This is a genomic window from Streptomyces sp. NPDC055243, from assembly GCF_044544025.1.
Taxonomy (GTDB): domain Bacteria; phylum Actinomycetota; class Actinomycetes; order Streptomycetales; family Streptomycetaceae; genus Streptomyces.
In genome coordinates this window covers 417,938-431,094 of sequence record NZ_JBITWR010000001.1, presented here as the reverse complement: position 1 = coordinate 431,094, position 13,157 = coordinate 417,938, and the positions used below count along the sequence as shown (strand labels likewise).

11 protein-coding genes are annotated in these 13,157 nt (G+C 72.1%); 2 read left to right on the top strand and 9 right to left on the bottom strand.

The window, feature by feature from the left end; translation table 11 throughout:
- The first annotated feature begins 15 nt into the window (after nucleotides 1-15).
- On the top strand, nucleotides 16-1,677 hold the full coding sequence (locus ACIGXX_RS02315; protein WP_399971928.1) for an amidohydrolase: 1,662 nt from the start codon (nucleotides 16-18) through the stop codon (nucleotides 1,675-1,677).
- Here ACIGXX_RS02315 and ACIGXX_RS02310 read toward each other — a convergent pair.
- From ACIGXX_RS02310 to ACIGXX_RS02270, 9 genes are all read right to left on the bottom strand, one after another.
- Entirely contained in the window at nucleotides 1,674-2,900 is a 1,227-nt protein-coding gene (locus ACIGXX_RS02310; protein ID WP_366461606.1) for a glycosyltransferase, read from the bottom strand. The two genes, ACIGXX_RS02315 and ACIGXX_RS02310, sit on opposite strands and share 4 nt — an antisense overlap.
- On the bottom strand, nucleotides 2,897-3,709 hold the full coding sequence (locus tag ACIGXX_RS02305) for a MerR family transcriptional regulator (RefSeq protein ID WP_399971926.1): 813 nt from the start codon (nucleotides 3,707-3,709) through the stop codon (nucleotides 2,897-2,899). The genes ACIGXX_RS02310 and ACIGXX_RS02305 overlap by 4 nt, the downstream gene beginning before the upstream one ends.
- Nucleotides 3,710-3,764: 55 nt before the next feature.
- A complete protein-coding gene (locus ACIGXX_RS02300; protein WP_399971924.1) occupies nucleotides 3,765-5,672 on the bottom strand; it encodes a DUF2264 domain-containing protein in 1,908 nt (635 codons plus the stop codon).
- Nucleotides 5,669-6,691 (bottom strand): hydroxyacid dehydrogenase, encoded by a 1,023-nt coding sequence (locus tag ACIGXX_RS02295; RefSeq protein WP_399971922.1) that lies wholly within the window; start codon nucleotides 6,689-6,691, stop codon nucleotides 5,669-5,671. The genes ACIGXX_RS02300 and ACIGXX_RS02295 overlap by 4 nt, the downstream gene beginning before the upstream one ends.
- A gap of 45 nt (nucleotides 6,692-6,736) precedes the next feature.
- Nucleotides 6,737-7,600, bottom strand: coding sequence for a carbohydrate ABC transporter permease (locus ACIGXX_RS02290; protein WP_399971920.1), 864 nt, complete (start codon nucleotides 7,598-7,600; stop codon nucleotides 6,737-6,739).
- Nucleotides 7,597-8,568: a sugar ABC transporter permease gene (locus ACIGXX_RS02285; protein ID WP_366461611.1), complete on the bottom strand. Its 972-nt coding sequence runs from the start codon at nucleotides 8,566-8,568 to the stop codon at nucleotides 7,597-7,599. Before ACIGXX_RS02285 ends, ACIGXX_RS02290 begins: the two co-directional genes overlap by 4 nt.
- 109 nt (nucleotides 8,569-8,677) lie before the next feature.
- Complete coding sequence (locus ACIGXX_RS02280; RefSeq protein ID WP_351156899.1) at nucleotides 8,678-10,009, bottom strand: extracellular solute-binding protein; 1,332 nt, start codon at nucleotides 10,007-10,009, stop codon at nucleotides 8,678-8,680.
- Nucleotides 10,010-10,100: 91 nt separating this feature from the next.
- Nucleotides 10,101-11,195: a substrate-binding domain-containing protein gene (locus tag ACIGXX_RS02275; RefSeq protein WP_351156902.1), complete on the bottom strand. Its 1,095-nt coding sequence runs from the start codon at nucleotides 11,193-11,195 to the stop codon at nucleotides 10,101-10,103.
- Nucleotides 11,196-11,323: 128 nt separating this feature from the next.
- Nucleotides 11,324-12,832 carry a membrane-associated oxidoreductase gene (locus ACIGXX_RS02270; RefSeq protein WP_399971917.1) on the bottom strand — a complete coding sequence of 503 codons (1,509 nt, stop codon included), beginning with the start codon at nucleotides 12,830-12,832 and terminating at the stop codon, nucleotides 11,324-11,326.
- Nucleotides 12,833-12,985: 153 nt separating this feature from the next.
- On the opposite strand from ACIGXX_RS02270, the gene rpmF reads away from it, so the two are divergent.
- The gene (gene rpmF / locus ACIGXX_RS02265; RefSeq protein WP_351156907.1) at nucleotides 12,986-13,156 is read left to right on the top strand and encodes a 50S ribosomal protein L32; all 171 of its coding nucleotides are present in this window, start codon (nucleotides 12,986-12,988) and stop codon (nucleotides 13,154-13,156) included.
- The last annotated feature ends 1 nt before the right edge of the window (nucleotide 13,157 follow it).

Below are 13,157 nucleotides of genomic sequence, written 5' to 3'. Positions count from 1 at the left end.
AGGAGTTCACCTCTCATGACCAGCACCACCTCCACCGCCCCCAGGCCCGCGGATCTCGTCCTGCGCAACGCCCGCATCCACACCGTCGACCCGGACCTCCCGTCGGCCGAGGCGCTCGCCGTCCTGGACGGGCGCATCGCATGGCTGGGACCCGACGCGGAAGCGGCTTCCTGGACCGGCGAGGGGACGCAGGTCGTCGACGGCGGCGGGCGCCTGGTCCTGCCCGGCTTCATCGACGCCCACAACCACGTGCGCCTCGGCTCCGACGACGCCTGCGTCCAACTCGCGGGCGCCCGCTCCCTCGACGAGATCCACACCCGCATCCGCGCCTGGCGCGGCGAGAACCCGGGCGCGGACTGGATCGAGGCCGAGGCGTTCGACTACTCCGCGATCCCCGGCGGTCGGATGCCGAACGCCGCCGACCTCGACCCCGTCACCGGCGACACCCCGGCCTTCGTCCTGAGCTACGACGTGCACACCGCCTGGCTCAACACGGCCGCCCTGCGCCGTCTCGGCGTCGACCGCGACCGTACGTCGCTGCCGTTCGGCCGTGCCGAGACCGACCCGGAGACGGGCGAACCCACCGGGTTCATCAAGGACTTCGCGGTCAAGGGTCTCTCCCGCGACGGCCACCGGGCGCTGCGGGAGCTCGGCCTGCCGTGGGCCTCGCCCGACCGGCAGTACGGGCGCCTGGCCAAGAGCCTGGACGACGCGATCGGCTTCGGCATCACCACGGTCGTCGAACCGCAGAACTCCCTGGACGACCTGGAACTGTTCACCCGCGCCCGCGCCGAGGGACGGCTGCGTTCGCGCATCGTCGCCGCGCTCTTCCATCCGCGCGGCACCTCCGACGCCGACCTGGACGACTTCGCGGCGGCGGCCCGGGAGTTCGCCGACGACCGGCTGCGCGTCGGGCCGCTCAAGCTGTACATCGACGACGTCGTCGAGCCCCGCACGGCCGCCCTCCTGGAGCCGTACACCGGGTGCGGGCGGCACCAGGGCGACACGTTCTACCCCGCGCACGAGTTCGCGGAGCTGCTCGCGAAGCTGGACGCCCGCGGCTTCCAGTGCTTCGTGCACGCCACCGGGGACCGGGGCATCCGCACGGTCCTGGACGCCGTCGAGCACGCCCGCACCCTCAACGGCCCGCGCGACGCCCGCCACCAGGTCGTCCACGTCGAGTGCCTGGACCCCGCCGACACCCCGCGCTTCGCCGAACTCGGCGTGGTGGCCTGCATGCAGCCGCGCCACTGTGCCCCCGAGATCGCGGGCCCCGGCCAGGACTGGGCCGAGAACATCGGCGCCGACCGGTGGCACAAGGCCTGGCCGATGCGCAGCCTGCACGAGGCGGGGGCGGTGCTCGCGCTCTCCAGCGACTGGAACGTCGCCGAGATGGACCCGATGGCGGGCATCTACACCGCCCTCACCCGTCGCCCCCTCGGCGGCGGCGAAGCCTGGCAGCCCACCGAGACACTCGACGTGGAGACGGCCGTCCACGGCTACACGATGGGCTCCGCCTACGCCAACTTCCTCGAGGACGAGCGGGGTTCGCTGACGGTGGGCAAGCTGGCCGACTTCGTCGTCCTGTCCCGGGACATCCTGCGGGTGCGCCCCGAGGACATCCCGGGGACGAAGGCGGAGGTCGTGGTCGTGGGCGGGGTGGTGACGGTCGGCTAGCCGCTGACCGGACGCCTGCGGACCAGCCGAGCCTCGACCGCCTTGAGGACCTGACCGGCACCGTCCTCCGTGCCCATCCGGCGGGAGACGGCACCGGCGGCCTGCCGGTACGAGGCCTCGCGCACCGCACGCCCCAGCTGCTCGGCGAGGCGCTCCGCCGTGAGTTCCCCGAAGGGGATGGGCCGCGTGGCCGCACCGAGACCGGCGAGCCGCGCGGCCCAGAAGGGCTGGTCCGCCATGACGGGCACCGGGATCGCGGGTACGCCCGCCCGCAGTCCCGCCGCCGTGGTGCCCGCGCCCGCGTGATGGACCACGGCTGCCATCCGCGGGAACAGGAGCGCGTGGGGCACCTCGTCGACGGTGAGAAGGTCGTCGCCGTGCGCCATCAGCCCCGCCCGCCCTTCCTGAAGGACTCCCCGCAGCCCGGCCCGGCGCAGCGCGGAGACGGCCAGCTCGCTCAGCCGCGCGCCCTCGCCCGCGGCCATGCTGCCGAACCCGATGAAGACGGGCGGTGGCCCGGCCCGCAGGAAGTCCTCGAAGAGGGCGGGCAGCGGGGTGTCCGGGTCGTGGTGCGGCCACCAGTTGCCGACGACGTCGAGACCCTCGCGCCAGTCCGCGGGCCGGGGCACCACGGCGGTGCTGAATCCGTGCAGGACCGGCCACCGGGTCTCTTCCTGGCGGCGCCGGACGCTGCCCCGCGCTACGCGGGGCAGCGAAAGGCGTGCCCGCAGGTCCGCGACCGCGTCGGCGTAGACGCGGTCGGCCATCCGCAGCGAGAAGCGGCCGAGCGCACGGTTGCCGAGGCCGCCGAGCGACCTGCCACCGCCGACCACCGGCGCGAACTCCCGTGTGGGGTGGGTGGGTTGCAGGTAGACGCCCAGGGACGGTACGTCCATGGCCTCGGCCAGTTGCCAGCCCAGGGGCGCCGTGGTGGCCGAGAGCAGCAGCACGTCGGCGCCGGGTTCCGCCGCGGCGACGAGCCCGGCCCCCAGCTCCCGTACGAACGCGGCGGCCGTGCGCATCAGCTGCCGATTTCCCCCGCCTCCCGCGTTGGTGTCGGCGGGCAGCGGACGGAAGGTGAGTCCGGCGGCCCGCACGAGCGGCGCGAAGGACTCCTGCGTGGCGAGGGCGACCTCGTGGCCGGCCGCACGCAGCCGGGCACCCAGGCCGGCGTAGGGGGCGACATCGCCGTACGACCCGGCGGCGGCCAGCAGAATTCTCATCGGCTCCCCGCCCCGTTCTCGCTCTCGCTCTCGCTCTCCCTCTCGCTCTCTGAAGCGTTGGCCCGCACAGCCGCGTGCAGGAACGCGGCGAGGCGGGGGCGCTGCTCCGACGGCGGTACGACGAGGGCGAAGGCGCGGGGGTCCTCGGCGAAGTCGTCGGCGATGCGGCGGTGCATGGCGGGCGGGCAGGGCGTGAACCAGCGGGTGATGTGCTGCCGGTGCTCCTCGGCCAGGGCCATGGCGCGCCTGCCCCCGGCGGGTTCGCCCTCGTCGTACGCCTTGACGAGTTCGGCCCGCCAGGCGGCCGCCTCGCGCATGATGCGGGCCCAGTCCTCCTTGGAGTGGGCGGCGGCGCGGCTCATCGCCTCCTGGTGGCCCGCGCTGTTCCCCCACTTGAGCCCGGCCTCGGTGGCGTAGCTCAAGTCGAAGGTGATCTCGCCGAACACCTCGAACCGCTCCTGGGGGCTGAGCCGCACGCCGGTCTGCTGCACCTCCATGGCCCGCTCGGCGACCTCCACCAGACGGCCCAGTTGGCCGATCTGCTCCACCAGCGCCTTGTGCCGCGCCCGCAGCTGGTCGAGCGCGTTGGCCTGCGGGTCGGCGAGGATCTCCGCGATCTCCTCCAGGCCGAAACCGAGTTCGCGGTAGAAGAGGATCTGCTGGAGGCGCGCCAGATCCGCCTCGCCGTACAGGCGGTACCCGCCCGGGCTGCGCTCGCTGGGCACGAGCAGCCCGGACCGGTCGTAGTGATGGAGCGTACGGACGGTGACCCCCGCGAACCCGGAGACCTGCCCCACGGTGTAACTCATGGACCTCGCCTTTCGTCGCGTACAGCCTGCGGCCTGACGCGACGTGAGGGTCAAGTCACCCGGGTCCGGTGATCGCCCCTCCCCCGTGCTCGACCGTCAGCGGCTCGAAGGCGATCCGGGTGATGGAGCCGTCGTCCGTCCACCGCACCTCGACGGTGTCCCGGGTCGCGCTCACCACGGTGGCCGTGTCCGCCAAGGCCGCGGGTTCCTGCTCCGAGGTGAGCATCGCCAGAGCCGCGTACACGGCCGTGCCCTCCACGTCGGCCGTGAGCCGTGGCAGGTGGGCCCACCGGGTGAAGGCCGTGCCCTGGGGCGCGCGCTGTTCGTCCTGGCCGGTCCAGCCGTGCAGGGGGTGGAGCGCCGAGTGCAAGGACTCTTCGGGGCCTGTCGCCCAGCCCGTGTGGGTGACGTGGGCGCCGTGCGGCGCGCCGACGACGCGGTGCACGCGCAGTTCGTGAGGGCCCTTGGCCACGGTGACGCTCTCCACGCGCAGCCCAGGCACCATGGGCGGACCGCTCACGAAGGCCGGTGTGTGCCGGGACGCGGCCCATCCCCAGCCCTCGCCCTGGCCCGCGCCCAGCGGGTGGATGCGGCAGCGGGCGCTGCGTACGCCCGCCACTTCCACGGCGATGTGGTTGTCCGCGGTGTTGCCGCGTGCCGTGGGTCCTGTCCTGGTGGAGTAGGCCTGGCGGGCGTAGAGCGGGTCCTCGTGGGACGCCGTCTCGGCCTCGTGCGGGCGTGCGTGGTCGCTGCCGTGGTTGTGCAGCCGTACGATCCCGTCGGCGCGGGTGCTCTGCACGAGCAGGCCGGGCGCGGGCAGCGCGAGGATCTGGTCGCGGGTCTCGCTGGGGGCGGGTTCCTCGGTGGCGGTCCACAGAGGGTGGGTGGCCGGTGCCAGGAGTCCGACGAACGCCTTGGACGCCCAGTACGGCGACGCGGGGCCTGAGTAGGGCTGAAGGGTCGCGTCGTGCGGGCCGTGCCAGCCGAGACTGAGCAGGCCGTCGGCGCCGACGGAGCCGCGGTCGAGGAAGTAGCGCAGCGATCCGCTGAGGATGCGGCGCGAGGTGCCGGGGGTGAGGGGTGTGTGGCCGGTGAGCGCGCCGAGGGCCACGGAGGCTCCGGCGGCGAAACGGTAGGTCAGGGAGCGGCCGAAGTGGATCGGGGCGCCGTCGGCGCCGAAGAGGAGCCCGAAGCTCTCCAGATGCTCGTGCAGGCGGGCGCCATGACGGGCCAACTCGTCCTGATCGCGGGTCAGTTGTGCGTCGAGCGTCGGGTACAGGTGCAGCGCCCAGCCGTTGTAGTGGTCGAAGGCGCGGCCGTCCCCGTCGGCGTACCAGCCCTGGCCGCGGTCCCAGGTCTCCAGGAGTGCCAGCGCCCGTTCGCGCGCTCTGGCCGTCCGTGCGTCGCCGCGGCCCACCGACTCCAGGAATCCGGCCACGGTGTAGGGGAAGAGGTACCAGTTGTTGGGCGCGGGGACGTGGCGTATCGCGCCGCGCAGCCACTGTGCCGCGCGGTCCTGTACGTCGGTGTCGAGCCGGTCCCACAGCCAGGGGCGGGTGAGCCGCAGGCCCAGGGCGACGGAGGCGGACTCGACCATCGGCTGGCCCTGGACGTGGTGGTCCAGGATCACCGGCCAGGACTCGGTGTCGTCGCGGCCGGGCGTGCGGGTGCCCGCGGCCAGCCCTTCCGCGTACCGGTCGAGCCAGCCGTGCGGGTCCTTGCCCTCGGCGCCCGCCACTCGGAACGCGGCGGCGAGCAGCGTTCGGGCGTATCCCTCCAGGCCGTCCGATCGCACGCCCGACGCGGAGGGCCGCCCCGGCAGGTCGAGCAGGGCGCCGCGCGGAGTCGCCCACTGCCAGGCGGCGCTCAGGAGACCGTCGGCCGCGGCCTCCCAGTGCTCGCGCGTGTAGCCGGTGTACGGGCTCAACTCCCGGTTGTCTTCGGGCAGTCCGGGGATGCTCATGCGAGGTAGGCCAGCCTTTCGCGTCGTACGGCGTGGGCGAAACCGTCGCCCGCGGCCCAGCGGCCGAGCTCGGCGACGGCGAGGTCGGCGAGGCGCCCCCACTCGTTGCCCTGGGAACCGGCCAGGTGGGGGGTGATCATGACGTTGTCGCACTCCCACAACGGGTGCTCGGGGGGCAGGACTTCGGGGTCCGTGACGTCGAGGACGGCACGGATGCGGCCGGCAAGCGCGGCTTCGGTGAGGGCGTCCTGGTCGAGGACCGCGCCGCGGGCCGTGTTGATGAGCACCGCCTCGTGGCGCATGACGGCGATCAGTTCGCGGCCGACCAGGCCGCGGGTGGCGGGCAGCAGCGGGGTGTGGACGCTGACGACGTCGCTGTTCGCGAACAGCTCCCTGATGCCGACCGGCCGTACGCCCAGCGCCTTGGCCTCCTCGTCGGAGACGTACGGGTCGTGCAGCAGGACCTGGAGGTCGTAGGGGCGCAGGAGTTCGATGACGCGGCGGCCGATCATCGAGGCGGAGAGGATGCCGACGCCGCGGCCGTAGTTGCCCACGCCGTGCGAGAGGCCGAGCCACTCGTCGCGGCGGCGCGTGGCCTTGAACTCCCTCGCCCGCTCCAGGACTTGCTTGCCGCTGAGCAGGATCATGGCGACGGTGTACTCGGCGACGGGCAGGGCGTTGGCCGCGGCTGCCGACGACACCTCGATGCCGCGCTCCCAGCACTCCGGGGTGATGTGACCGCGTACCGACCCGGCGGTGTGGACGACGGCCCGCAGCCGGGGCGCGGCCGCGAGCGCGGCGGCGTCCAGCGGCGGGCAGCCCCAGCCGGTGACCAGGACCTCCACGTCCCGGAGCACGGAGCGTGCCCGCTCGGTGGTGAAGTCGTCCAGGACGGTGTCCGGTTCCAGATCGCAGACCTGGCCGAGTGCGGCCAGGGCGCCGGGGCCGAGCACGGCCGTGGCCGCGTCCCGCGCCATGGCGAGCGCGGTGCGCGGACGGCGGTGGCTGCTGCCGTTCATCGGCACATTCCCTTTCACATGACTCACGTGTGGCTCACCGGTGGCTCATTTGACCGAGCCGGCGGTGAGACCCGACTTCCAGAAGCGTTGCAGCAGGATGAAGGCGAGGATCAGTGGCAGCACCGCGATGAGCGAACCGATGATCACCACGGGGTAGTACTCGGGCGAGACGGTGGCCGAGCTGTTCCAGGTGTAGAGGCCCAGGGTGACCGGGTACAGCTTCTCGTCCGAGAGCATCACCATGGGCAGGAAGAAGTTGTTCCAGATGGCGGTGAGCTGGAAGAGGAATACCGTGACGAGGCCGGGTCCCAGCATCCGCAGGGAGACGCGCACATAGGTGGTCAGCTCCCCCGCGCCGTCCACCCGGGCCGCTTCGAGCACCTCGTCGGGCACGTACCCCTGACTGAAGATCCGGCCCAGATAGACGCCGAACGGGTTGAAGAGGACCGGGATGAACACCGCCCAGAAGGTGTCGACGACACCCGTGGCCGATGCCATCAGATACAGCGGAAGGGCCAGCACCGTCTGCGGCACCATCACCGCGGCGAGCACCAGGCCGAACATCTTCTCCTTGTGCCGGAAGCGGTACTTGTCGAAGGCGTAGCCGCAGGCGACGCTCACCAGGGCGCTGATCGCGGCGCCCAGGACGGCGTACAGCAGGCTGTTGGTGTACCAGCGGCCGTAGAGGCCGCCGTCCATCGCGAACAGGTCGCGCAGGTTCTGCACGAAGGAGAAGTCGGCCAGCGTGAAGAAGTTGCTGCTGAACAGCGCGTCGCGGTTCTTGGACGCGGCGAGGACCAGCCACAGGACGGGCAGCAGGGTGTAGAGCACCGCGATGCCGACCACGGTGTTGACGACGGTGCGGCCCAGGAGGCGGGGGCGGTGCGCGGTGAGGGTGTCGGCGCTCATCGTGCGGCCTCCTTCTGGGAGCGGTTGGTCCAGCGGGTGACGCCGTAGGAGAGGGCGACCGTGCACAGGAGCAGGATCACCGAAGCCGCGGCGGCGAGGCCGTAGTTGTTGCGGGTGAAGGCCGCGTCGTAGATGTACATGCTGGGCGAGAAGCGTGTGTTGATCATCGGGGATGACTGGCTGAGCAGCATGGGCTCGGTGAACAGCTGCATCGCCCAGATCAGGGTGAACATGGCGACCATGACGATCGAGGAGCGCACCAGCGGTGCCTTGACCTGGAGCGCGGTGCGCACCGGTCCCGCGCCGTCGACCACGGCGGCCTCGATGACCTCTCGGGGCACGGCCTGCAGGGCGGCGTAGAAGATCACCATGTTGTAGCCGAGGTTGCTCCACAGGGCGATGTTCACGATCGACGGGAGCACGGTGTTCACGCCGAGGAAGTCGATGTGGATGTCGCCCTTGGAGAGCAGGTCGACGACCGGGCTGAGCCCCGGCGTGTAGAGGTACAGCCAGATGAGGGCCGCGATGATGCCCGGCACGGCGTGCGGCAGGAAGAGCCCCAACTGGGCCCAGGCGCGCAGCCGTACGACGCCCGAGTCGAGCAGCAGCGCGAGGGCGAGGGCGCCGATCACCATGAGCGGGATGTAGATCAGGCAGTAGAGGGCGACGATTCCGAGGCTGCCGAGGAAGGTCGGGTCGGTGAGGACGGCCGTGTAGCTGCGCAGGCCGACGAAGACCGTCTTCTCCGGGCCGAAGCCGAGGCCCGGCTGGTCGTCGCTGAAGAAGCTCAGCCAGACCGCGGTGGCGACGGGTATCAGGAAGACCGTCACCAACAGGATCAGGAAGGGGGTCATCAGGACGCCGCACGCCATGTGTTCACGGCGTCGCGCACGCGTGCGGGCGCCGCGTGCGGGAGCGGGGGCGTCGGCGGTGCGGGTGGCGCGGGCCGGGGGCGCGGTCGTGGTCATCGGGGGTCACCTGCCTTTCTGCTGGTGCTCGTCGGCGTACGGGGCTGCTGCGGCTCCGTAGGTTTCGGTCGCGCCGGGGCTTCGGTCCCGCTCCGGACGCTCAAGCCGGTCATGTGCTGTGCTCGGTGATGGAGAGGCCGAGCGCCTTGAGGTCCGGCAGCGTTCCGTCGTGCGCGGCGCGTACGGCGTCGATGAGCGAGCCCTTGCCGCCGCCGGCGCGGGCGAAGCCGTCCTGCATCACCTTCTGGGTGGCGGTCATGCGCGGGCCCCAGACCCAGCCGTCGCGGATGGTCTCGGCCTGTTCCTCGAAGAGGCGGTAGATGTCCTGGCCCGAGTAGTAGGTGCGGTCGAAGGCCTTGCGGCCCACGGAGACCAGGTCGGGGACGGCCGGGTACTGGCTGCTGGTGCCGCTGGAGAGACGGGCGCGCAGGGCGTCGGGGTGGGAGACCTGCCACTCGATGAACTCCATGGCGGCCTCGGGCTTCCGGCTGTCCTTGGTGACGGCGAAGGTGGAGCCGCCGTGGGTGCCGACCAGCGGGTTCTTCGGGTCCCACTGCGGGAGCGGGGCCACGGCCCACAGGCCCTTCTGTCCCGGACGTGCGTTCATCTGCGACCCCGCGTCCCAGGCGCCGCTGAGCCGGGCCAGGACCAGGCCCTCGGCGAGCTGCGAGTCGTAGTGCCTGCTCTCGCTGGCGTTGACGAAGAGCAGTTCCTCGTCGATGAGCCGCTGCCAGTAGGCCGCGACCTTCCGGGTCGGACGGTCCGTCAGCGAGACATTCCAGGCGCCGTCACGGGTGTCGAACCACTGGGCGCCCGCCTGCCACGCCCAGGCGGCGAACTGGGTGCCGCCGTCGGTGGGGAAGAGCGCGATGCGCCGGTCGGGCGCCTTGTCGCGCACGGTGCGTGCGGCCTCGGCGAACTCGTCCCAGGTGCGCGGGACTTCGATGCCGTACCGGTCGAACAGGTCGGCGCGGTAGTGCAGCACCATCGGCTCGACGTCGAGCGGGACGGTGTAGACGCGGTTCTCGAAGGTGGTGAGGGACAGGGCCTGCGGCAGCAGCTTCGCGCGCAGCCGGTCGCTCACCAGGGAGGTGATGTCCCGGGCGACACCGTCGATGGCGAAGCCGGGGACCTGGGGGTATTCGATCGTGGCGACGTCCGGGGCGTTTCCGGCCCGGGCGGCGTTGCTGAGTTTGGCGTAGCCGCCCATGGCGCCGGACGGGATCTGCTGGAACTCGACCTGGATGCGGTCGTGGGTCTTGTTGAACGCGTCGACCACTTCCTGGCTTCCGCGCAGTGCGGACCAGAAGGTGATGCGTGTGGTGCCGCCTTTGCCGCTCGACGTGCCGCCCGTGCTGCCCGAACAGGCGCTGAGCGCACCTGTCATGGGAACTGTGGCTGTCACGGCGAGCAGGGACCGGCGGCTCGGTCGACCAGGCATGGGTGCCTCCCGCGGCTCTTGTTCGGGACACGGGAATCCTGATCGCGTGAACGGTGCCGGTCAATAGACCGATCAAAAGAAACTCAAGCGGTCAAACGATCCGCAGAGGAGCGGTGGATCCACGGACCTTCAGCTCCGGCAGGAGTTGCACCCGCTGCGGCGTCCCGGCACCCGGCCCCGCCAACTCCCCCAGCCTGCGCAGCAGTAGTCCGGCCGCGGCCCGTCCCACCTCGTGCTTCGGCGGGGAGACGGCCGTCAGCGGAGTGCTGCCGAGCGCGGCCACCACGTCGTCGTACGCCACCACCGAGCAGTCCTGCGGAACCCGCACCCCGCGGTCCATCAGCTGTTGCACGAGCATCAGCGCGTCCACGTCGCCGTGCAGCACGGCGGCCGTCGCCCCGTGCTCGCGCAGCCGCGCCGCGAGGTCCAGCGGCTCGCGCACCCGGCCGGGCCCGGCGCCCTCGGCGCTGAGCATCACGCTCCAGTCCTCGACGTCGGGCCTGGACGCGGCGATCTCGGCGAAGGCCGCACGCAGCGCGCGGGCCGTCGGACTGTCGTCACGGGCGGCCAGGACGATCCGCCGGTGGCCCAGCCGCACGAGGTGGTCGACGGCGAGGTGGATGCCGTACCAGTGGTCGGTGCAGACCGAGTCCATGGCGTGCAGCGCACTGCCCGCACGCGGCCGCCGCTCCATCAGGACCGTGGGCACGCCGGACGCGGCCAGCCAGGCGTAGTCGGCCTCCTCCTCGGCCGCGGTGCGCCAGCGCGGGGCGATGAGCAGCCCGCGCACGTCCTCGGCAAGCACCCGCTCCACGAGCGGCCGTTCGGCCCCCTCGACCTGCGGTGCGATGTGCAGCGCGACCCGCATCCCGGCCTCGTTCAGGACGCCCCGGGCCCCGTGCATCGTCTCGTACAGATAGGTGTGCCGCTCGGGCACCATCAGCGCCACGGCCCCGCCGCCCGTCACCGGCTCGGCGGGCGCCGCGCCGCGCTCCACGGGCCCGACCGACCGCGCCACCCCGTGGCCGCGCCGCAACTTGCCCTCGCGGGCGAGGTCTTCGACGTCCCGGCGCACGGTGATCACCGAGACCTCGAGATCGTCGGCGAGGTCGCTCAGCCGCGCCTCACCCCGCGACTGCACGACCGCGAGTATCCGCTGCCGCCTGACATCCCTCGGCTCCCGCATGCTGCCGACCCCCTCGCGACGTACCCGTCAGGTGTTCGTTTGAGCGTTTCGCTGGAGGATATCGATCATTGCTCCGCCTGTATGCGGGTCGGCGATGTTCGTCACCGGCGATGGGTCACCGCTGTCGGTCACTGGCGGCTGAGCGAGCGCGTGATACCGGCCGCCACCGTGGTGACCAGGACCCAGCCCGTGGCGATCAGCAGATACGAGAGCCACTGGTACCGGCCCTCGGGCGCGAAGGCCTGCTCCTGACCGAAGCCGATGATCGGGAGGAGCAGGTCGAGGGTGTAGAAGACGGGGTTGAAGCCGGGGGCCTCGTCGGACTTCAGCGGGCGCGGAGGGTGCAGGGCGAAGACGAGCGCGCCGATGAGCAGCAGGACGAGCAGCCACCCCGCGGCGCGCATCGGGCGGAATCCGTAGCCGACCGTCACGTCCTGGAGGTGGCCCCAGATCCTGGCGTACGGCGGCAGGGTGCGCCGGTGGCGGCGGAGCTTGGCCAGCTGCACGGTGCGGGCGGCGGCCTCGTCGCCCACCGTGCGGTACGCGGCGGTCAACTGCTCGTAGCTCTGCGGGAGATAGCCCGCCGCCTCGCGCTCGAGCAGCGGCAGCCGCGCCTCCGCGGGCAGGTGCGGGGCGAACCGCTGGTACGCGAGGCCGTCGAGCTTGACCTCGCCGGGCCACACCTCCGGAGGGACGTGCAGCAGGTCGAACTGGGAGCGGCGCAGGTTCACGGCGCCCTGGACCGGGGCGGCTTCCCGCAGCCACAACTCGCCGACGACACAGCTGCTGGCGCGCAGCGCCGTCCCACCGGGGCGGGAGAGGCGGGCGTAGGCCAGATTGACGTGCCGCGGGATTCTGGCACCGCTCAGGTTGAGCGTGCCGCGGGCGCGCAGCCGCATGGCCCGCAGATCGGTGCCGACCGACAGGGTCTCGGCGTACAGGGCGACGCCACCGGGGGCGTTCAGCACGGCGCCGTCGAGGTTGACCTGTCCAGCGACGGTCGTGCCGTTCAGCCGGACCTGGCCGTGGGCCACCAGCCCCACGGCCCAGACATCGGCGCCGATCACCGCGTGGTTCAGCTGGAGGACCGCTTCCGCCTCCCCCTCCGGGTCCGGTGAGTCCGGCGCGGGCGGCTCGTCGGGAGCGCTCGGGGTGCCCAGCTCCGCCCCGTTCACGAAGAAGGCGCCGGCGATCTGCGCGCCCGCGAGCCGCACGGGGCCCGCTATTCGGCAGCAGCTGATCCGCAGGACCAGTTCGACGCGGAGATTTCCCGCCGTGAGGCCCGGCAGGACCGAGTCGCTGAGCACCAGGGCGCGGACCTGGGCCCCGTACAGATCCGGCGCCTCCTCGAAGTGGCAGGACCGCAGCCGTACGGGATGCTCGACCGCCCCGTACATGAGGTTGAGCCGCCCGGTGATCCGCGCGCCGGTCACCTTCATGCCGGCTGTCTCGCCCTCCCGCGTCGGCCCGTTGAGCAGCAGCGCCCGCAGCACCTCGGCGCGCACCGTCCGCTCGGGGCCCCAGGACGCGCCGGCCCGGGCGTCGTCGTCGGGGCTCTCGCGGAAGTCGACGCCCTCGCCGAGCGAGAACGCCTGCCAGACGCGGTGCTCGGCCGGTGTCAGGTCGGTGATCTCCATCGCCCGGATGCTGTCGCGGGCGCGTTCGGCCTGTCAACCACGGGCTCGGGACCGGTCGGCACCTCCTTAATTCGAAACGGGAACCATTTTCATATAGCCTCGGCACCGCACCGCCGAGACTCGGCATCGCACGCCGAGAAAGGACCCGGAACCATGGCCGTACCCAAGCGGAAGATGTCCCGCAGCAACACCCGCCACCGCCGAGCCCAGTGGAAGGCCAGCACCCCACAGCTCGTGCCGATCACCGTCGACGGCTCCGCCTACCTGGTGCCCCAGCGGCTCGCCAAGGCGTACGAGCGCGGCCTGCTGCGGCCCGAGGGCTGAC

Excerpts from the sequence above, each read along its gene's own strand:
- rpmF (WP_351156907.1), top strand. The coding sequence starts at position 12,986 with ATGGCCGTACCCAAGCGGAAGATGTCCCGCAGCAACACCCGCCACCGC.
- ACIGXX_RS02305 (WP_399971926.1), bottom strand. The coding sequence starts at position 3,709 with ATGAGTTACACCGTGGGGCAGGTCTCCGGGTTCGCGGGGGTCACCGTC.
- ACIGXX_RS02285 (WP_366461611.1), bottom strand. The coding sequence starts at position 8,568 with ATGACCACGACCGCGCCCCCGGCCCGCGCCACCCGCACCGCCGACGCC.
- ACIGXX_RS02290 (WP_399971920.1), bottom strand. The coding sequence starts at position 7,600 with ATGAGCGCCGACACCCTCACCGCGCACCGCCCCCGCCTCCTGGGCCGC.
- ACIGXX_RS02310 (WP_366461606.1), bottom strand. The coding sequence starts at position 2,900 with ATGAGAATTCTGCTGGCCGCCGCCGGGTCGTACGGCGATGTCGCCCCC.
- ACIGXX_RS02300 (WP_399971924.1), bottom strand. The coding sequence starts at position 5,672 with ATGAGCATCCCCGGACTGCCCGAAGACAACCGGGAGTTGAGCCCGTAC.
- ACIGXX_RS02295 (WP_399971922.1), bottom strand. The coding sequence starts at position 6,691 with ATGAACGGCAGCAGCCACCGCCGTCCGCGCACCGCGCTCGCCATGGCG.
- ACIGXX_RS02275 (WP_351156902.1), bottom strand. The coding sequence starts at position 11,195 with ATGCGGGAGCCGAGGGATGTCAGGCGGCAGCGGATACTCGCGGTCGTG.
- ACIGXX_RS02280 (WP_351156899.1), bottom strand. The coding sequence starts at position 10,009 with ATGCCTGGTCGACCGAGCCGCCGGTCCCTGCTCGCCGTGACAGCCACA.
- ACIGXX_RS02270 (WP_399971917.1), bottom strand. The coding sequence starts at position 12,832 with ATGGAGATCACCGACCTGACACCGGCCGAGCACCGCGTCTGGCAGGCG.
- ACIGXX_RS02315 (WP_399971928.1), top strand. The coding sequence starts at position 16 with ATGACCAGCACCACCTCCACCGCCCCCAGGCCCGCGGATCTCGTCCTG.